We start from the raw sequence: 18,308 nt of genomic DNA, 5'->3' as shown, positions 1-18,308 counted from the left end.
CACACGTAAGTTCCACCTTCCGGTGTTACTTCCGTTGTTGCCTGTTCGGGTTTTGTTTGGGTCGTAACCAGCGGAATTCGTAGCAGACAAGCGACGGTCGCGGACCACCACGCGACGCGCGTGAGGTGCTGGAAGGACGCATCTTGGCAGTCTCCACCCAGACCAAGGCAGTTGCCGGAATCCCCGGAGCCCCGTTGCGGGTGTCTTTCGCGAAGATCCGTGAACCCTTGGAGGTGCCCGGACTTCTCGATCTACAGACGGACTCATTTGCATGGTTGATCGGTTCGCCGTCATGGCGTGAAAAAGTTGCCGCGCGCGGCGACGTCGGGCTAGTCGGGGGACTCGAGGAGGTGCTCGAGGAGCTGTCGCCGATCGAGGACTTCTCCGGCTCGATGTCCCTGTCTTTCTCTGATCCTCGGTTCGAAGAGGTCAAGGCCTCGATCGACGAGTGCAAAGACAAGGACATGACCTACGCGGCGCCGCTGTTCGTCACCGCGGAGTTCATCAACAACAACACCGGTGAGATCAAGAGCCAGACGGTCTTCATGGGTGATTTCCCGATGATGACCGACAAGGGCACGTTCATCATCAACGGCACCGAGCGCGTCGTCGTCTCGCAGCTGGTCCGTTCGCCGGGCGTCTACTTCGACCACTCGGTCGACAAGGCCACCGAGAAGGACCTGCACAGCGTGCGCGTCATCCCGTCGCGTGGCGCGTGGCTGGAGTTCGACGTCGACAAGCGCGACACCGTCGGCGTCCGCATCGACCGCAAGCGCCGTCAGCCCGTCACGGTGCTGCTGAAGGCGCTCGGCTGGACGACCGAAGAGATCGTGGAGCGCTTCGGCTTCTCCGAGATCATGATGTCGACCCTGGAGAAGGACAACACCGCCGGTCAGGACGAGGCGCTGCTGGACATCTACCGCAAGCTGCGTCCGGGCGAGCCGCCGACCAAGGAGTCCGCGCAGACCCTGCTGGAGAACCTGTTCTTCAAGGAGAAGCGCTACGACCTCGCCCGCGTGGGTCGCTACAAGATCAACAAGAAGCTCGGCATCCACCTCGGCGAGCAGGTCACCGGCTCGGTGCTGACCAAGGAAGACATCGTCTCCACGATCGAGTACCTGGTCCGCCTGCACGCGGGTGACCGCGCGATGACCGCCCCCGGCGGCGAAGAGGTCCCGGTCGAGATCGACGATATCGACCACTTCGGCAACCGTCGCCTGCGTACCGTCGGCGAGCTGATCCAGAACCAGATCCGGGTCGGCCTGTCCCGGATGGAGCGCGTGGTCCGCGAGCGGATGACCACCCAGGACGTCGAGGCGATCACGCCGCAGACCCTGATCAACATCCGCCCGGTCGTCGCCGCGATCAAGGAGTTCTTCGGAACCTCCCAGCTGTCGCAGTTCATGGACCAGAACAACCCGCTGTCGGGTCTGACCCACAAGCGCCGCCTCTCGGCGCTGGGCCCGGGTGGTCTGTCCCGTGAGCGGGCCGGCCTGGAGGTGCGCGACGTGCACACCTCGCACTACGGCCGCATGTGCCCGATCGAGACCCCGGAAGGCCCGAACATCGGCCTGATCGGTTCGCTGTCGGTGTACGCGCGGGTCAACCCGTTCGGCTTCATCGAGACGCCGTACCGCCGGGTGATCGACGGCAAGGTCACCGACGAGGTCAAGTACCTCACCGCCGACGAGGAAGACCGGCACGTGCGCGCGCAGGCCAACTCGCCGGTCGACGCGGAGGGCCGCTTCCTCGAGGATCGGGTGCTCTGCCGCCGCGGCAACGAGGAGAACGAGCTCGTGCCCGCGTCCGAGGTCGACTACATGGACGTCTCGCCGCGCCAGATGGTGTCGGTCGCGACCGCGATGATCCCGTTCCTCGAGCACGACGACGCCAACCGCGCCCTGATGGGTGCGAACATGCAGCGTCAGGCCGTGCCGCTGATCCGTTCCGAGGCCCCCGTGGTGGGTACCGGCATGGAGCTGCGCGCCGCCGTCGACGCCGGCGATGTCGTGGTGAACGAGAAGGGCGGTGTGGTCGAGGAGGTTTCCGCCGACTACGTCACCGTGATGGCCGACGACGGCACGCGCAAGAGCTACCGGATGCGCAAGTTCGCCCGCTCCAACCAGGGCACCTGCGCGAACCAGCGGCCGATCGTGGACGAGGGGCAGCGGGTCGAGACCGGTCAGGTGCTCGCCGATGGTCCGTGCACCGAGAACGGTGAGATGGCGCTGGGCAAGAACCTGCTCGTGGCGATCATGCCGTGGGAGGGCCACAACTACGAGGACGCGATCATCCTGTCGCAGCGCCTCGTGGAAGAGGACGTGCTGACCTCGATCCATATCGAAGAGCACGAGATCGATGCCCGCGACACCAAACTCGGTGCCGAGGAGATCACCCGCGATATCCCCAACGTCTCCGACGAGGTCCTGGCCGACCTCGACGAGCGCGGCATCGTGCGTATCGGCGCGGAGGTCCGTGACGGTGACATCCTGGTCGGTAAGGTCACCCCGAAGGGCGAGACCGAGCTGACCCCGGAAGAGCGGTTGCTGCGCGCGATCTTCGGGGAGAAGGCCCGTGAGGTGCGTGACACCTCGCTCAAGGTGCCCCACGGTGAGTCGGGCAAGGTCATCGGTATCCGGGTGTTCTCCCGCGAGGACGACGACGACCTGCCTCCCGGTGTGAACGAGCTGGTGCGCGTCTACGTCGCGCAGAAGCGCAAGATCCAGGACGGTGACAAGCTCGCCGGCCGCCACGGCAACAAGGGTGTCATCGGCAAGATCCTGCCCACCGAGGACATGCCCTTCCTGCCCGACGGCACTCCGGTCGACATCATCCTCAACACCCACGGCGTGCCGCGGCGTATGAACATCGGCCAGATCCTGGAAACCCACCTCGGGTGGATCGGCAAGGCCGGCTGGAACGTCGACGTCGCCACGGACGGGACCCGTCCCGACTGGGCGAAGGCGCTGCCGGAGGAGATGCTCGGCGCACCGTCGAACTCCAACATCGCGACCCCCGTCTTCGACGGCGCCCGCGAGGAGGAGCTCACCGGTCTGCTGGCCTCGACCCTGCCGAACCGCGACGGCGAGCGCATGGTCGACGACAACGGCAAGGCGACGCTGCTCGACGGGCGTTCGGGTGAACCGTTCCCGTACCCGGTGGCGGTCGGCTACATGTACATCCTGAAGCTGCACCACCTGGTCGACGACAAGATCCACGCCCGTTCGACCGGTCCGTACTCGATGATCACCCAGCAGCCGCTCGGCGGTAAGGCCCAGTTCGGTGGCCAGCGCTTCGGTGAAATGGAGTGCTGGGCGATGCAGGCCTACGGCGCGGCTTACACGCTGCAGGAACTGCTCACCATCAAGTCCGACGACGTGGTCGGTCGCGTGAAGGTCTACGAGGCGATCGTCAAGGGCGAGAACATTCCGGAGCCGGGCATTCCGGAGTCGTTCAAGGTGCTCCTCAAGGAACTCCAGTCGCTGTGCCTCAACGTCGAGGTGCTGTCTTCGGACGGCGCCGCGATCGAGATGCGTGACGGCGACGACGAGGACCTGGAGCGCGCGGCCGCGAACCTGGGCATCAACCTGTCCAGGAACGAAGCCGCCACCGTCGACGACCTGGCGAACTAGGCGGTAAGTGCGAATGTCGTTTGTTTCTAACGACATTCGCACCCCGCGTTCCATCAACTAGTGAACTTTTTGCTCGAATTCGACCCTTACAGGGGAAAGGAAGTTACGTGCTAGACGTCAACTTCTTCGATGAACTCCGGATCGGCCTGGCCACCGCCGACGACATTCGCCAGTGGTCCTTCGGCGAGGTGAAGAAGCCGGAGACCATCAACTACCGCACGCTCAAGCCGGAGAAGGACGGCTTGTTCTGCGAGAAGATCTTCGGTCCCACCCGGGACTGGGAGTGCTACTGCGGCAAGTACAAGCGCGTGCGCTTCAAGGGCATCATCTGTGAGCGCTGTGGCGTCGAGGTGACCCGGGCCAAGGTGCGCCGTGAGCGGATGGGCCACATCGAGCTGGCCGCCCCGGTCACCCACATCTGGTACTTCAAGGGCGTGCCCTCGCGCCTCGGGTACCTGCTCGACCTGGCGCCGAAGGATCTGGAAAAGATCATCTACTTCGCCGCCTACGTCATCGTCGGGGTCGACGAGGAGCTGCGCCACAACGAGCTCAGCACCCTCGAAGCCGAGATGGAGGTCGAGAAGAAGGCCGTCGCCGATCAGCGCGACGCCGACCTGGAGGCCCGCGCCCAGAAGCTCGAGGCCGACCTGGCCGAGCTCGAGGCCGAGGGTGCCAAGTCCGACGTGCGCCGCAAGGTCAAGGACGGCGGCGAGCGTGAGATGCGTCAGCTGCGCGACCGGGCCCAGCGTGAGCTGGACCGGCTCGACGAGATCTGGACCACCTTCACCAAGCTGGCCCCGAAGCAGCTCATCGTCGACGAGGTGCTCTACCGCGAGCTGATCGACCGCTACGGCGAGTACTTCACCGGCGCCATGGGTGCGGAGTCCATCCAGAAGCTGATGGAGAACTTCGACATCGACGCCGAGGCCGAGAACCTGCGGGAGACCATCCGCAGCGGCAAGGGCCAGAAGAAGCTGCGTGCGCTCAAGCGGCTCAAGGTCGTCGCGGCGTTCCAGACCAACGGCAACTCGCCGATGGGCATGGTGCTCGACGCCGTTCCGGTGATCCCGCCGGAGCTGCGCCCGATGGTTCAGCTCGACGGTGGCCGCTTCGCCACCTCCGACCTGAACGACCTGTACCGCCGCGTGATCAACCGCAACAACCGCCTCAAGCGACTGATCGATCTGGGTGCGCCCGAGATCATCGTCAACAACGAGAAGCGGATGCTGCAGGAGTCCGTGGACGCGCTGTTCGACAACGGCCGCCGCGGCCGCCCGGTCACCGGACCGGGTAACCGCCCGCTGAAGTCGCTGAGCGATCTGCTCAAGGGCAAGCAGGGCCGGTTCCGCCAGAACCTGCTCGGCAAGCGTGTCGACTACTCGGGCCGTTCGGTCATCGTCGTCGGCCCGCAGCTGAAGCTGCACCAGTGCGGTCTGCCCAAGCTGATGGCGCTGGAGCTGTTCAAGCCGTTCGTGATGAAGCGCCTGGTCGACCTGAACCACGCGCAGAACATCAAGTCCGCCAAGCGGATGGTCGAGCGGCAGCGTCCCCAGGTGTGGGATGTCCTCGAAGAGGTCATCGCCGAGCACCCGGTGCTGCTGAACCGCGCGCCCACCCTGCACCGCCTCGGCATCCAGGCGTTCGAGCCGCAGCTCGTCGAAGGTAAGGCGATCCAGCTGCACCCGCTCGTCTGTGAAGCGTTCAACGCCGACTTCGACGGTGACCAGATGGCCGTGCACCTGCCGCTGTCCGCGGAGGCGCAGGCCGAGGCCCGCATCCTGATGCTGTCCTCGAACAACATCCTGTCGCCGGCCTCGGGTCGCCCGCTGGCCATGCCGCGTCTGGACATGGTGACCGGCCTGTTCTACCTGACCCGCCTCGAAGAGGGTGGCAAGGGCGAATACAAGCCGGCCGCAAAGGATTCCGCCGAGTTCGGCGTGTACTCCTCGCCCGCCGAGGCGCAGATGGCGGTGGACCGCGGTGAGCTCACCGTGCGTTCGCTGATCAAGGTGCGGCTCACCGAGCAGCGCCCGCCGAAGGACATCGAGACGGCGCTGTTCCCGCAGGGCTGGCAGCGCGGTGACGCGTGGATCGCGGAGACCACCCTCGGTCGCGTGCTCTTCAACGAGCTGCTCCCGGCGGACTACGCGTTCATCAACGAGCAGATGCCGAAGAAGCGTCAGGCGACGATCATCAACGATCTGGCCGAGCGCTACCCGATGATCGTGGTCGCGCAGACCGTCGACAAGCTGAAGGACGCGGGCTTCTACTGGGCCACCCGTTCCGGCGTGACGGTCTCCATGTCCGACGTGCTCGTGCCGCCGGAGAAGACCGAGATCATGGAGCGCTACGAGGCGCAGTCCGACCAGATCGAGAAGAAGTACCAGCGTGGTGCGCTCGATCACCAGGAGCGCAACAACGCCCTGGTGAAGATCTGGCAGGAAGCGACCGAAGAAGTCGGTCGCGCGCTGCGGGCGCACTACCCGGCCGACAACCCGATCATCACGATCGTCGACTCGGGCGCCACCGGTAACTTCACCCAGACTCGTACCCTCGCCGGTATGAAGGGCCTGGTGACGAACCCGAAGGGTGAGTTCATCCCGCGGCCGATCAAGTCCTCCTTCCGTGAGGGCCTGACGGTGCTGGAGTACTTCATCAACACCCACGGCGCGCGTAAGGGTCTGGCCGACACCGCGCTGCGTACCGCCGACTCGGGTTACCTGACCCGTCGTCTGGTGGACGTCTCGCAGGACGTGATCGTGCGCGAGCACGACTGCGCCACCGAGCGCGGCATCGTGGTGCCGATCGCGGAGAAGCAGCCGGACGGCACCATCATCCGCGACGCGCACGTCGAGACCAGTGCCTACGCCCGGACGCTCGCGTCCGACGCGGTCGACGCCAACGGCAACGTCGTCGTCGGAAAGGGCGCCGACCTCGGCGACCCGGCCATCGAGGCGCTGCTCGACGCGGGTATCACCGAGGTGAAGGTCCGCTCCGTGCTGACCTGCACCACCGGCACCGGCGTGTGTGCGACCTGCTACGGCCGCTCCATGGCGACCGGCAAGCTGGTCGACATCGGCGAGGCCGTCGGCATCGTCGCCGCGCAGTCCATCGGTGAGCCCGGTACCCAGCTGACCATGCGTACCTTCCACCAGGGTGGTGTCGCGGGCGATGACATCACCGGCGGTCTGCCCCGCGTGCAGGAGCTCTTCGAGGCTCGTGTGCCGAAGGGCAAGGCGCCCATCGCCGAGGTCTCCGGCCGGGTGCGGCTCGAGGACGACGATCGCTTCTACAAGATCACCATCATCCCCGATGACGGTGGCGAAGAGGTTGTCTACGACAAGCTCTCGAAGCGGCAGCGCCTGCGTGTCTTCAAGCACGACGACGGCACCGAGCGTCTGCTCTCCGACGGCGACCACGTCGAGGTCGGCCAGCAGCTGCTGGAAGGCGCGGCGGATCCGCACGAGGTGCTGCGCATCATGGGTCCCCGTCAGGTGCAGATCCACCTGGTCCACGAGGTCCAGGAGGTCTACCGCTCGCAGGGTGTGTCGATCCACGACAAGCACATCGAGGTCATCGTGCGCCAGATGCTGCGTCGCGTGACGATCATCGATTCGGGTGCCACGGAGTTCCTGCCCGGTTCGCTCACCGAGCGTTCCGAGTTCGAGGCCTCCAACCGTCGCGTCGTCGCCGAGGGCAACGAGCCCGCGGCCGGCCGGCCGGTGCTGATGGGTATCACGAAGGCGTCGCTCGCGACCGATTCGTGGCTGTCGGCGGCGTCCTTCCAGGAGACCACTCGAGTGCTGACGGACGCGGCCATCAACTGCCGCTCCGACAAGCTCATCGGCCTCAAGGAGAACGTGATCATCGGCAAGCTGATCCCGGCCGGTACCGGCATCAACCGGTACCGCAACATCCAGGTGCAGCCGACCGAAGAAGCCCGTGCCGCCGCGTACGCGGTGCCGTCCTACGACGACACCTACTACAGCCCGGACAGCTTCGGCCAAACCACCGGCGCCGCAGTCCCGCTCGACGACTACGGTTTCAGCGACTACCGCTAGTCCGGTACCGCAACATCCGGCCCCCGCTCCTCGGAGCGGGGGCCGTTTGCGTCGGATAGGCGCTGGTGCAGCCGATATGCGGCCCAGCGCCGAGCCACAATCCACTACTATTGAGCCCATGCCTCCCGCGAGTCCTCTCCCCGCCGGCGATCCGCATCGCGTGATCACCGGCCCGGACGGCGCGGTCGAGGTGATCGTCAGTTTGGCCGAATACCAGCAACTGAAGGCTGAACGTGAGGAGCTGCACCGGCTCCGGCGAGAGGACGAACGCCGAACCGCGATCGCGGTCCAATTCCGCGAGGGGATCGCCCAGTACGAGGCCGATCCCACTTCTTTTCGCACGTTGACCCGAGAGGATCTGCAGCGAGAAGACCTTTTTGACCGGCCGTAGGGTTCTCATAGAGGTCGCTCCACGAGCCGAGCAGCAGATATCCGAACTGCCCGAGGTCCTGCGCATCAAGGTGCGCACGGCGCTACTCGATCTCCTGGACGATCCGTTACCACTGGCCAACGGTGCCAGGCCTTTTCGTGCCGGTGGAGAGGAAATTCCGAACGCCTACGAATGGGACGTCGGTGGTGTCACCCTCTTCCACAGTCTCGTCGAGACCGGTCCGCGCCTGGTTCAGGTCCTCGTCCTCGTCGTCGTGGTAGACGCACTCTGAGCCGTCCGCCGAGCGACCCATCGAAGGGACGCGCTGGGTTCGGTGGAGATCGTCGGCGAGATCGGGCACTTCAGCACCTGATCTGGTGGCATGATCTGCGGGATGACGGCTCCGGTGGCCGACGATGTCGTTCGCGAGGTCGTGCGGGACGCGATTCGGTCGGTGTGGAAGAACTGTCCTGATCTGATCGAGAACGGGGCGCATGCGCGAACGGTGGTGGCGCACATCGCCGCAGCGCTCAACCTACGGCTGGAGACGTGGTCCGGGTTGTGGCGGGCCGACGTCGACTACAACCTCTTCCATGAGCGCGGGTTGCAGGTCGTCCGCGAGCGATATCTGCGCGTACCGGACGCCCGCGCCGAACACGTCTACCCGAACCTGATCGTGCACGACCCGCGCGGCGGCGGCCCCGACCACCGCCTGCTCGTCCTGGAAGCCGAAAAGAGCGGCGGCACACCGGCGCACCGTGAATCCGCCTACCGCAAACTCCAGGGCTTCCTCGAACAATTCGACTACCACCAGGCCGTCTACCTCGAATACGACGCCCCCATCCGCCCCCGCCTCGAATGGCTGGTCCCCTTCATCTCCCACCCCGACCCCACCCTCCCACCCAGCGAAGAGGTCTGAATCAGTCCCACCAGGCCATCAACACACCGGTGCGGTACGGCCAACTGCCGAGTGCCGCGCCCATTTCCTCCGCGTTGTCCTGCACGATCACCTCGTGCGCCAGCCAACGATCGTCCTCGGCAACTGCCGCCAACTCTCGTGCCTTGCCTAGGTTTTCGGTCAGCACCACGAGCGTGTCGGTGTTCCAGGTATCGTTCGGCAGATCGCGCAGCTTGATCAGCGACAGTGCAGGCACCCAGTCCGGGTGGCCGGCCGAGCTTACGCCGATGCGATCCAGATACGCCGCGACCCATAGGCTCCGGTGCTTCTCCAAGCTTGCCGTAACCGCGGCTCCGTCGAAGTTGTTGAACCTGCTACGCCGAATCAGTTCGAGCTGAATTTCCTGAACAGTAGCGGCAGAAAGCATCAACCCATTCATCATTCACTCCATCGTGCGGACGGATGCGACGAGCGATCTGAACGTAGCCGATACCACCGACATCTCCTGCGCTCGAGCGCAGGAGCAACAGCCTGAGGTAGCCGGTTCGCCTGGGCGCATGCGGGCCGCGGCAGGAGTCACGTCGGTTGCATTGCCAACGACTTCAGGTTGGTCTCAGTGGAGCGGCTACGCGACTTTCACGGTGTGCGGGCCGACGCTCACAGTGATGTTGACGCTCCCGCCCAACGCCTGCGCATAGGCGCGCAGGGTGTCGAGTTCCATGGCAGCCAGATCGCCGTTCTCGATCTGGGAGACACGGGACTGCGAGACACCGAGAACCGCCGCAATCTCGGCCTGGGTCCTTCCTACGGCCTTACGGAGTTCCTTCAGGTGGTGACCAGCAATGTGAGCATCCAATTGTGCGGCCGCGGCCGCCTGGGCCTCTGGTTCGGCCAGTTCGGGATGTAGGCGATGGGCTTCAGCCTTCACATCTCGCCAGTTTCGGGCAGCGCTCATTTGTTCTCCTCGTGCTTCTGGGCGCGATAGTCGGCAAAGCGCTGCTCTGCCAACGGGATCGCGTCGTCGTACCAGTGTGACCACCGTCCGGCCTTGTCACCCGCAACCAGGATGATGGCTTCGCGGTCCGGATCGAATACGAACAGGATGCGTATTTCCGAGTGTCCGCGGGAGCCAGGTCTGAGTTCCTTCAGATTGCGCAGCCGGCTGTGCTCGAGGGTGTCGACTAGGGGTCTGCCGAGCGCAGGACCGACGGCAGCTAGTCGGTCCAGCGCCTGCTCGACCAAGGCGGCCGTCGCCGGATCGGATTCGCACAGCTTCATGAACCAGATATCGACCGGCTCGAGAAGTATGAGTTCCCAGGTCACCAACAAAATATAACATAGGGCTTATGTCAATGAGGGATTGATCGGCGTGCTGCTGTCCGTGCACCGTGACGGCGGCGGTCCAGGGCGTCGAGGATCCGGGAGATGAAGGGTTTGCGCAGCCCGACCGGCCGGACTCGGTAGTGGCTGAAGCGTGACCAGAAGTTTACTTCGGGGGGAATAGTTTCTGTGAGAATATTTTCAGCTGATGGGGTTTGGCTGTGGGTGGGCGGGTACTGCGGCTGCGAGCCTCAGCCGAAATGTGTTCCCTCCGTTGCTGAAAGCGAGCCGCTTCATGACCGACCACCAGATCTTCGATCTCGGTGACTTCACCACCCAGCCCACCGCGATCTCGCGGGGTCACGGTCGAAAGGGGGCGAGCGCCACCGCCGCCGCCCTATCGGAGCTATCGAGAAGGCCTGGCGGACCGTCCTGAGCGGGCGGGTCATGGAATGCATTGTCGCGGCGGTGCTCGGCCCGCTGCTGTTGGCGGGCATCGTGGTGCTCGCGGTCTGGGACGACGTACGCGACCGCGGCGACGACTATCCGGAGCGCGTGGCGGACCGGGACCGAGACTGATCCTGCCGTTGACATGAACTAATGTTCAGGTTGCACGCTGTCTTCGACGAGTAGTCGATCTGCCGAGGAGGCATCGTGCACGCCGTAGTCCTACATGCTTTCGGTCCCGCGGAAAACCTGCGCTACGAGACGGTCCCGGACCCTATTCCTGGCCCGGGACAGGTGCGTATCGAGGTGCGCGCGGCCGGCGTGCATTTGATCGAAACGGCGATGCGCGAGGGTCTTCCGATCGGTCCGCCGCTACCGGAACTCCCTGCGATCTTCGGTGGCGAGGTGGCCGGAGTCATCGAATCTGCTGGCCCGGGCGTCGACGGCGACTGGGTCGGCGTCCCGGTGGTGACATCGCGGAGCGCGTCCGGCGGCTACGCCGAGCTGGTGGTCGCGGAAGTGCTGATGCTGCACCGCATTCCGTCCGAACTCGATTTCGCGTCGGCGGTCGCCATGATCGTCACCGGGACCACCACGATCGAAGTGCTCGACATCGCCGAACTCACCACAGATGATGTGGTGCTGGTGCATTCGGCGGCGGGCGGGATCGGCAGGCTGCTCGTGCAGCATGCGCGCAATCTCGGTGCCCGAGTCATCGGCGCGGCGGGCGGCTCGGCGAAAGTCGCCGCGGTCGCCGCCCTCGGCGCCGATTCCGCCGTCGACTACAACGAGCCGGGCTGGGTCGACGAAGTCCGAAGAGCAGCCGACGTGACGGTGGTCCTCGACGGTGTGCAAGGTGAAAAAGGCCGGGCGGCAATAGATCTGCTCAGTACCGGCGGCCGATACCTCACCTACGGCAACGCCTCACGCGGAACCTTCGCGCCCGATGTGGAAAAGCTTCGGGAACAGGGCATTACGTACATCGATGCCTTGGCGTTGTTGCTGGCCAAGCCTCGACAGGTCCGCGCTGAGGAGGAACGTGCCCTTGCCGCCGCGGCCCAAGGACACATGGTGCCCGCGGTGCAAGCTTTCCCGCTGGCCCGAGCCGCCGCCGCGCATGCCGCGCTCGAGCAGCGCGCGACGACGGGCAAAGTGGTGCTCGAACCCTGAAAGGCGGAGATTCATCCGGTTGTCACCGCGGTGTGGTCGGGGACGGCCATGATGGACGAATGCGGCATGTGTGTGCGGTTCCGGTGGTGCTGGCCCTGTTCGCCGGCGTGGCGGCGGCAGGCCCGGCCACCGCCGACGGCCCCGGTCGCCAGTTCGATCTGCAAGCGCACCGGGGTGGTGCGGCCTTGGTCGTGGAGAACACGCTGCCCGCTTTCGCGAACGCGCTGGAACTCGGCGTGAGCACCCTGGAACTGGATGTGCAGATCACCGCGGACGGCTACCCGGTGGTGACCCACGATCGAGATCCCAACCCGGACAAATGCGTCGACACTTTCCCCGCCTTTCTCGGTGACCCGCAGTTCCCGTATGTGCCCGGCACCAGATACATCCGTGACCTGACCTTGGCGCAGGTGCGGACGATCGACTGCGGCACACAGCGTTTGGCCGTCTTCCCGGAGCAGCGCACCGCGCCGGGCGCGCGCATGCCTTTGCTTTCCGAGGTTTTCGACCTGGTGCGCAGCTATCACGCCGACAATGTGCGATTGAACATCGAGACGAAGGTGGAGGCGGGCGCGCCGGAGCAGACCGCTCCGCGTGAGCAGTTCGTGCAAGTCGTCGCGGCCGAGGTGCATCGCGCGCACATCGAAAGTCAGGTCACCATCCAGAGTTTCGACTGGGGTGCGCTGATGCGCATGCGCGAGGTGGCCCCCGAGCTACCGCTCGTCGCCCTGACGAACGGTCAGCAGTTCCTGCAGGCGGGTCAGCCGGGCGCCTCACCGTGGCTGGGCGGCCTGGATATCGACGACTTCCCCGGCTCGCTCCAGCAGCAATACGTAGCCGCCGCAGCATCTTTCGGCGCCGATGCCGTGTCCCCGGTGCACGGCGACCCGCAGAGTGGCAGCATCGAAGATCCGGCCTACCGGCCGTTCACCACCGCCGACCTGGTCGACGCCGCGCACCGGCACGGCATGCGGGTCATTCCGTGGACGGTCGACGACCGGGCGACCATGACGGCCCTGCTCGATCTCGGCATCGACGGCCTGATCACCAACCGCCCAGACCTGTTGCGCACCGTCCTCGCCGAACGCGGTTGCGAACTGCCGACGCCACACCGCCGCTGACAGACATGCGGCGAAACTACGTCGTAGACAATCCCGCTACACCGTAGACAACGCACACCTCGCCGGAGTATGTAAATAGAACACGTTTCAGTTCTGGAGTTCGGCGGGAGATGCGATGGACGGCGCGGCCATGGGGGAGTTGGTGATGGCGGGATTCCAGAAGCTGGGGTTCATCCAGTTCACCGGGATCGAAGGCGTCGAGTTCGATGCCGGTCGCAACGTGGTGCGCATGGCGCCGCGCGCGGAACATCTGAACCACAACGGCGACTTGCACGCCGCGGTGCTGTTCGGGCTGGCCGAGACCGCGGCGATGGGTGCGTCGGTGTCCGGGATCGTCGACCTGATGGGCGAGACCTTCATCGTGGCCAGGGACGGGCGGATCGAATACCGGGCCCGCGCCAAGGGCGACGCGGGACCGTTTCTTGCCACCTCCGAAGTCTCCGGCGACACCTTGCAGCGGGTGCGCGCGGATATCGCCGCCAAGGTGGCGATCGAGCTGGAGGTGCCGGTGAACATCACCGACACCTCCGGAAAGTCCGTCGCCACAGCGGCATTCACCGCGGTGATCCGGCCGCGCCGCCAGTAGTCCGCGGCGGGGCTCACTTACCGCTCACTGTCCAGCATGGCCATCTGTTCCGACGCGTAACGTGTGCCCGCGATTCGATCGACGGGCACGGCGGCCTCGATGGTGGCCAGTTCGTCCGCGGTGAGCGAGATCTCGAGCGCGCCGCCGGCCTCGGTCCAGCGTTCGCGACGCCGGGCGCCGATGATCGGCACGATGTCCGCGCCGCGGGTCAGCACCCAGGCGATGGCCAGCTGAGCCACCGAAACCCCCTTGGCCGCGGCGATCTCGGCGAGCGCGGCCACCAGTTCCAGGTTCCGGTCCAGGTTTTCGCCCTGGAACCGCGGGCTGTGCGCTCGGAAATCGTTGGCTGCGAAGGTGGTTCCGGCCTGTACCGAGTTGCTCAGCAGCCCGCGCGACAGCACACCGTAGGCGGTCACGCCGATGCCCAGTTCCCGGCAGACCGGCAGGATCTCGGCTTCGATGCCCCGCGAGATCAGTGAGTACTCGATTTGCAGGTCGGCGATCGGGTGTACGGCGGCGGCCCGGCGGATGGTGTCCGCGCCGACCTCGGACAGTCCCACCTGCCGGACATATCCGGCCTCGATGAGTTCGCCGATCGCGCCGACCGTGTCCTCGATCGGCACGTTCGGATCCAGGCGCGCGGGACGATAGATGTCGACGTAGTCGACGCCGAGTCGCTGCAGACTGTAGGTCAGGAAGTTGCGCAGGGCTGCGGGCCGGGTGTCCACCCCGCCCCAGGTGCCGCCCGGTCCGCGCAGCCCGCCGAACTTCACGCTGAGCACGATGTCCTCGCGCGGCCGCGCCGCGATGGCCTTGCCGATCAGTAGCTCGTTGTGGCCCGCGCCGTAGAAGTCGCCGGTGTCGATCAGGTTCGCCCCCGCATCGAGCGCGGCGTGGATGGTGGCGGTGGACTCGGCGTCGTCGGCGGCGCCGTACATACCGGACATGCCCATCGCGCCGAGCCCGATCCGGCTGACGGTGGGACCGGCCTTACCGAGCTGAACTGTGGGAATCGTCGATGTCGTCATAGCACCAGCCTGGACCTGTCGCTCGTCGCGCAACAGAGACGGGCGATCGGGGGATTGCCGATCCCTGGTTGGGCGGGCTGTTTCGGGGGACAGTGGTGGCATGGACCGCACCGAGCTCGCCGACTTCCTGCGCCGCCGCCGTGAGCAGCTGACGCCCGCGGAGGTGGGTTTGCCACCCGGTGTCCGGCGGCGCACACCCGGCCTGCGCCGGGACGAGGTAGCACTGCTGGCCGGCATGTCCACGGACTACTACACCCGGTTGGAGCAAGCGCGGGGGCCGCGGCCGTCCACGCAGGTGCTGGCGGCGCTGGCGCGCGCTCTGCGCTTCAGCAGCGACGAACGCGACCACCTCTACCACCTGTGCGGTCACGCCGCGCCGTCGCGCGAGCAGAACGACAGGCATGTCGGTCCCGGGCTGATGCATCTGCTGGCGAAACTGGACGACACGGCCGCGACAGTGGTGACCGATCTCGGTGAGGTGCTGGTGCAGAACCGGATGCACACCCTGCTGGTCGGCGATCACGGCACGCGCAAGGGGTGGGATCGGTACTACGCCTACCGCTGGTTCACCGATCCGGACTCGCGCGCTGTGTTCCCGGAGCAGGACTGGGATCGATTGAGTCGCAAGCATGTCGCCGATCTGCGCGCGACCGCCGCCCGCCGAGCGGGCGACGCCGATGTCGCCGAGTTCATCGCCGTCTTACGCTCGGCGAGTACACAATTCGATCGGTTGTGGGACGAACACGAAGTCGCGGTCCGTCTTTCGGATACCAAGCGCATCCTGCATCCGCAGGTGGGTCTGATCGAAACGGTCTGCGAAACACTGCTCACGCCCAATGCCGCGCAACGGCTCCTGGTCTACCTGCCGCGTCCCGGTACCGACGCCGCCGACAAACTGGACCTGCTGCGGGTCATCGGCACCCAGCAACTTTCCGAGCTTCCGGATACCGCGCTCTGACGGCGCTCGCGGTGGTTCAGGGTGCGCCGGAGACGTAATCCATGGCCGCGTCGATCGCGGGCTGGCCGCCTGCCATGGCCAGGCCCGCCGCCGCGCCGATCGCGGCGCCGAGCACCGTCGTGATCGGCACCGTGATGAAGTCGAGCACGAAGAGGCCGAGCGGGAAGCCGAGTACGAAGCCGACCGCGGCGCCGATTCCCGCACCCGCCAACACGATCGGCATGTTCTTCTCGACCTCGGCGAAGAACCGTTCCTGGGCGCTGACATCGCGCAGCGGCACGTCCGACAGGCCGACCGGGTCGATCACGAGGCGGTGTCCGGCGTCTTCGACCACCGGCCGCAGTTCGACCCGCCGGTCGCCGACGCGCAGCGCCATCGGCAGTGCGGCAACGATAGTGCCGTCGCGATCGCTGAGTGTGACCACCCGTCCGTCGCGGATCACGTCGAAACGGCCGTCCGCGATGGTCGTGACCGCGGCCCGCCGGTCCGCGGAAGCCGCGACCTGGTAGGCGATGTCATGGAAGGTGCCGCGCACATCGAGCGGTCCGTCGAGTGTGTCGGCGGGACTGGCGTGGACGGTGCCCGCGGTGATGACGGCGGCCACCATGGCCGACAGTGTCGTCGCGGCGATTTTGGAGATGCTCATCGTGCTCTTTCCTGGCGCTGCCCCCTGCGCGGTGTTCGATCGGGCACGATACCCGCTGCGGTCCCGGAGCTGAAGAGCCACGAGCGCAACGCAACTCGGTTCAGCGCGGCAACTGCTCGCTGAGCCTGCGCAGATAGCCGGCGAATCGCTTGCGGTCGGCGTCGTCCCAGTCCGCGGTGAGGTCGGCGAAGACCTGGCGTTGCCAGGTATGGGCTTCGGTCAGCAACTGCTCGCCGTCGCCGGTCAGCGCGAGGGAGGTTTTGCGGCGGTCGTGCGCGGCGGCGGTGCGGGAGAGGTAGCCCGCCGCGGTGGCATCGCGCACCATCCGGCTCGCGCCCGAATGGTCAAGGCCGAGTTGATGTGCCACGGTGCCGATGGTGGCCTCGCCGCCCTGTTCGACGGTCGCCGCGACCGCTTCGACCACTTGTACATGCTGGGCGCTGCGCAATTCGTCGGGCAGGTCCGCCGAGGTCCGGTTGATCCAGCGCCGGGACCAGAATCGCACCAGCCGGAACAGTGCGGGCCCGCCGTCGGTGGTGCTTCCGGTGCGTTCGATCGCCCTCCTGCTCATGTCCCCAGCCTAGCTCGTAGCTAGCAATCGTATGCGTATCGCATGTACATTCGTATGCGTATCGCATACTTCTCGGAGGTAGCCGTGACCATAGTCCTGAATCACACGATCGTTCCCGCGGCCGACCGGCATGCCGCCGCAACGTTTTTCGCCGATCTCCTCGGTCTGGCGGTGGGCGGGCAGATCGGCCCTTTCGCGCCGGTGCGGGTCAATGACGACCTCACTCTCGATTTCGACGACCGCGTCACCGTCGTGCCCGGCCACTACGGTTTCCTGGTCGACGCCGACACCTTCGACGCGCTGCTGCGGCGGCTCGCGCGGCAGCCCGAGGTCGACTTCGGATCCGGCGTCGAGCACGGCTGGGATCGAGCGATCAACCAGCTCGCAGGCGGCCGGGGCGTCTACGTGCGCGCCCCGGACGGCCACAGCTACGAATTCTTCACCGCCGCACCGTGACCCGGTGCCCGCGCCGGAATCAGTCGCGGGCCGGCCCGATCCGGCGCTTGCGTGGCCTCAAATGCAGCGCGGGCAGCGGCGGTGCCGGAATGCGCTGGTCCGGTGGGTGGCCGGCGATATCGGCGAACCGCGCGAGATCGTGGTTCTCCCAATCGTTTCGGGCGGCGACGATCTCGTCATGACTGCGCGCGACGAAGTTCCACCACATCACCAGTTCCTCGCCGAACGGTTCGCCGCCGATCAGCGCGAAATGGGCGCCCGTCGTGCTGGACAGCGTCAGTTCGGTCCGTTCGGTGCCGAGATACAGCAGTGGTCCCGCCGTCAACGGGGTGCCGTCGATCGTCACCTCGCCTTCGATCACCAGCACCGCGTGCTCGAAGGTGGGCTCGACGGGGAGGGTGACCTCGGCGCCCGCGGCCAGCCGGACATCCGCGCCGACGATCGGCGTGTACGCGGTCGCCGGTGAAGTGAGCCCGGCCAGCGCGCCGATCAGCACCACCGCCGCGATGCCGTCCGCCCGATAGATCGGCAGCGCGCGATGCTGCTCGAAATGCGGGGCGATGCCGGTTCGGTTGCCGGGCAGGGCGATCCACAACTGGAGGCCGTGCCCGGTGTGCGCGCCCGCGACACCGTACTCGGAGTGCGCGATGCCGCGCCCCGAGGTCATCAGATTCAGCTGCCCCGGTTCGATCTCGACATCGGAACCCACCGAGTCGCGGTGCCGGATCCGACCGTCGAACGGCCAGGTCACCGTTTGCAGGCCGATGTGCGGGTGCGGATCGATATCCGGGGAGGCGCCCGTCGTGGTGACCGTGGGCGAGCCGAAATGATCGAGAAAACACCACGCGCCCACGGTCGGCAGATCCCGTTGCGGCAGTACGCGTTCCACGAACACGCCACGCACGCCGCCGAGCGGCACCTCGCGAGCCGGATAGAGTTCCGCGACCGGGCCCGGGCCGGGCTCCGGTTCGCACAGCGCCTCCTCGGGATGGGCTTCCAGGTCGCTCACGGCCGCGCCTCGCCGGCGCTCGGCTCCGCCGTTCG

General features: G+C 66.3%; 18 protein-coding genes. 11 read left to right on the top strand and 7 right to left on the bottom strand.

The features are described from left to right. Window positions 1-125: 125 nt before the first annotated feature. The 5 genes from O3I_RS38540 (at window position 126) to O3I_RS38520 (ending at window position 8,982) form a co-directional block, all read left to right on the top strand. Window positions 126-3,632: a DNA-directed RNA polymerase subunit beta gene (locus O3I_RS38540; protein ID WP_014988479.1), complete on the top strand. Its 3,507-nt coding sequence runs from the start codon at window positions 126-128 to the stop codon at window positions 3,630-3,632. A gap of 107 nt (window positions 3,633-3,739) precedes the next feature. Next, on the top strand, window positions 3,740-7,693 hold the full coding sequence (locus tag O3I_RS38535) for a DNA-directed RNA polymerase subunit beta' (RefSeq protein WP_014988478.1): 3,954 nt from the start codon (window positions 3,740-3,742) through the stop codon (window positions 7,691-7,693). 118 nt (window positions 7,694-7,811) lie between these two features. Continuing rightward, entirely contained in the window at window positions 7,812-8,084 is a 273-nt protein-coding gene (locus O3I_RS38530) for a hypothetical protein (RefSeq protein ID WP_041563145.1), read from the top strand. Beyond that, window positions 8,071-8,355 carry a hypothetical protein gene (locus tag O3I_RS38525; protein WP_014988476.1) on the top strand — a complete coding sequence of 95 codons (285 nt, stop codon included), beginning with the start codon at window positions 8,071-8,073 and terminating at the stop codon, window positions 8,353-8,355. The genes O3I_RS38530 and O3I_RS38525 overlap by 14 nt, the downstream gene beginning before the upstream one ends. A 102-nt stretch (window positions 8,356-8,457) precedes the next feature. Then, the gene (locus O3I_RS38520) at window positions 8,458-8,982 is read left to right on the top strand and encodes a hypothetical protein (RefSeq protein ID WP_014988475.1); all 525 of its coding nucleotides are present in this window, start codon (window positions 8,458-8,460) and stop codon (window positions 8,980-8,982) included. Between the two features lies 1 nt (window position 8,983). On the opposite strand, the gene O3I_RS38515 is transcribed toward O3I_RS38520, so the two are convergent. From O3I_RS38515 to O3I_RS38505, 3 genes are all read right to left on the bottom strand, one after another. Next, on the bottom strand, window positions 8,984-9,403 hold the full coding sequence (locus O3I_RS38515; protein ID WP_141692077.1) for a hypothetical protein: 420 nt from the start codon (window positions 9,401-9,403) through the stop codon (window positions 8,984-8,986). 183 nt (window positions 9,404-9,586) lie between these two features. Beyond that, the gene (locus O3I_RS44355; RefSeq protein ID WP_041563143.1) at window positions 9,587-9,916 is read right to left on the bottom strand and encodes a helix-turn-helix domain-containing protein; all 330 of its coding nucleotides are present in this window, start codon (window positions 9,914-9,916) and stop codon (window positions 9,587-9,589) included. Beyond that, a complete protein-coding gene (locus O3I_RS38505; RefSeq protein WP_014988472.1) occupies window positions 9,913-10,284 on the bottom strand; it encodes a type II toxin-antitoxin system RelE/ParE family toxin in 372 nt (123 codons plus the stop codon). Before O3I_RS38505 ends, O3I_RS44355 begins: the two co-directional genes overlap by 4 nt. Before the next feature lie 444 nt (window positions 10,285-10,728). Between O3I_RS38505 and O3I_RS46905 the strand changes: the two genes are divergently transcribed. The 4 genes from O3I_RS46905 to O3I_RS38490 all read left to right on the top strand — a co-directional run bounded on the left by O3I_RS46905 (window position 10,729) and on the right by O3I_RS38490 (window position 13,605). Then, window positions 10,729-10,860, top strand: a complete 132-nt coding sequence (locus O3I_RS46905) for a hypothetical protein (protein ID WP_272944281.1) — start codon at window positions 10,729-10,731, stop codon at window positions 10,858-10,860. A 75-nt stretch (window positions 10,861-10,935) separates the two neighbouring features. Then, window positions 10,936-11,898, top strand: a complete 963-nt coding sequence (locus O3I_RS38500; protein ID WP_041563142.1) for a zinc-binding dehydrogenase — start codon at window positions 10,936-10,938, stop codon at window positions 11,896-11,898. Window positions 11,899-11,957: 59 nt separating this feature from the next. Next, window positions 11,958-13,019: a glycerophosphodiester phosphodiesterase family protein gene (locus O3I_RS38495; RefSeq protein ID WP_041563141.1), complete on the top strand. Its 1,062-nt coding sequence runs from the start codon at window positions 11,958-11,960 to the stop codon at window positions 13,017-13,019. A gap of 115 nt (window positions 13,020-13,134) precedes the next feature. After that, window positions 13,135-13,605: a PaaI family thioesterase gene (locus O3I_RS38490; protein WP_014988469.1), complete on the top strand. Its 471-nt coding sequence runs from the start codon at window positions 13,135-13,137 to the stop codon at window positions 13,603-13,605. 17 nt (window positions 13,606-13,622) lie between these two features. Here the strand turns inward: O3I_RS38490 and O3I_RS38485 are convergent, their stop codons facing one another. Then, the gene (locus O3I_RS38485; protein ID WP_014988468.1) at window positions 13,623-14,633 is read right to left on the bottom strand and encodes an aldo/keto reductase; all 1,011 of its coding nucleotides are present in this window, start codon (window positions 14,631-14,633) and stop codon (window positions 13,623-13,625) included. A gap of 100 nt (window positions 14,634-14,733) precedes the next feature. Between O3I_RS38485 and O3I_RS38480 the strand changes: the two genes are divergently transcribed. Next, window positions 14,734-15,591: a helix-turn-helix transcriptional regulator gene (locus tag O3I_RS38480; RefSeq protein ID WP_014988467.1), complete on the top strand. Its 858-nt coding sequence runs from the start codon at window positions 14,734-14,736 to the stop codon at window positions 15,589-15,591. Window positions 15,592-15,607: 16 nt separating this feature from the next. Here the strand turns inward: O3I_RS38480 and O3I_RS38475 are convergent, their stop codons facing one another. Continuing rightward, window positions 15,608-16,237, bottom strand: coding sequence for a hypothetical protein (locus tag O3I_RS38475; protein WP_014988466.1), 630 nt, complete (start codon window positions 16,235-16,237; stop codon window positions 15,608-15,610). Window positions 16,238-16,337: 100 nt separating this feature from the next. Then, window positions 16,338-16,808 (bottom strand): MarR family winged helix-turn-helix transcriptional regulator, encoded by a 471-nt coding sequence (locus tag O3I_RS38470; protein WP_014988465.1) that lies wholly within the window; start codon window positions 16,806-16,808, stop codon window positions 16,338-16,340. An 84-nt stretch (window positions 16,809-16,892) separates the two neighbouring features. Here O3I_RS38470 and O3I_RS38465 point away from each other — a divergent pair, with 84 nt between their 5' ends. After that, a complete protein-coding gene (locus O3I_RS38465; RefSeq protein WP_041564873.1) occupies window positions 16,893-17,264 on the top strand; it encodes a VOC family protein in 372 nt (123 codons plus the stop codon). 19 nt (window positions 17,265-17,283) lie between these two features. Here O3I_RS38465 and O3I_RS38460 read toward each other — a convergent pair whose 3' ends face one another. After that, on the bottom strand, window positions 17,284-18,273 hold the full coding sequence (locus O3I_RS38460) for a pirin family protein (protein WP_041564872.1): 990 nt from the start codon (window positions 18,271-18,273) through the stop codon (window positions 17,284-17,286). Window positions 18,274-18,308: the final 35 nt, after the last annotated feature.

The organism is Nocardia brasiliensis ATCC 700358, from assembly GCF_000250675.2.
GTDB lineage: Bacteria > Actinomycetota > Actinomycetes > Mycobacteriales > Mycobacteriaceae > Nocardia > Nocardia brasiliensis_B.
The sequence above is the reverse complement of the archived record's forward strand: the minus strand, read 5'-3'. Positions and strand labels throughout refer to the sequence as shown.